At 71.4% G+C, this 315-nt stretch carries 1 protein-coding gene; it reads right to left on the bottom strand.

Features of this window, described 5'->3' with window-relative positions:
* Positions 1-153 precede the first annotated feature (153 nt).
* Positions 154-315 (bottom strand): 16S rRNA (uracil(1498)-N(3))-methyltransferase (locus HV824_RS36030; RefSeq protein ID WP_176425297.1); only part of this gene is annotated, 162 nt, incomplete at its 5' end.

Below are 315 nucleotides of genomic sequence, written 5' to 3'. Positions count from 1 at the left end.
ACCGTGTCGTGCGTGGCGGGCTTCGCGGGCGCGGCCGCGGGGGCCTGCTCCTCGGAGGTGACAATCGGCTGTTGCTCGCCCAGGGCGGGCTGAGCGGCGGCGGAAGAACGGGTCGTGGCCATGGACAACTCTTCACCCGGCCACGCCGGGCCTTCAAGTCAGAGTTGTCACGGGAGGCGCCGCAGTGTCCTCCCGGAGAAGCGCCACCTGCCCCAGGAGGACGGGCACGGCCGTCTCCACGCGGAGAATGCGGGGCCCCAACGAAAAGGGGCGGAAGCCCTGGGCCTCCAGGAGGTCGGCTTCGAAGGGCACCCA

It is taken from the genome of Myxococcus sp. AM009, assembly GCF_013372605.1.
Taxonomy (GTDB): domain Bacteria; phylum Myxococcota; class Myxococcia; order Myxococcales; family Myxococcaceae; genus Myxococcus; species Myxococcus vastator.
The sequence above is the reverse complement of the archived record's forward strand: the minus strand, read 5'-3'. Positions and strand labels throughout refer to the sequence as shown.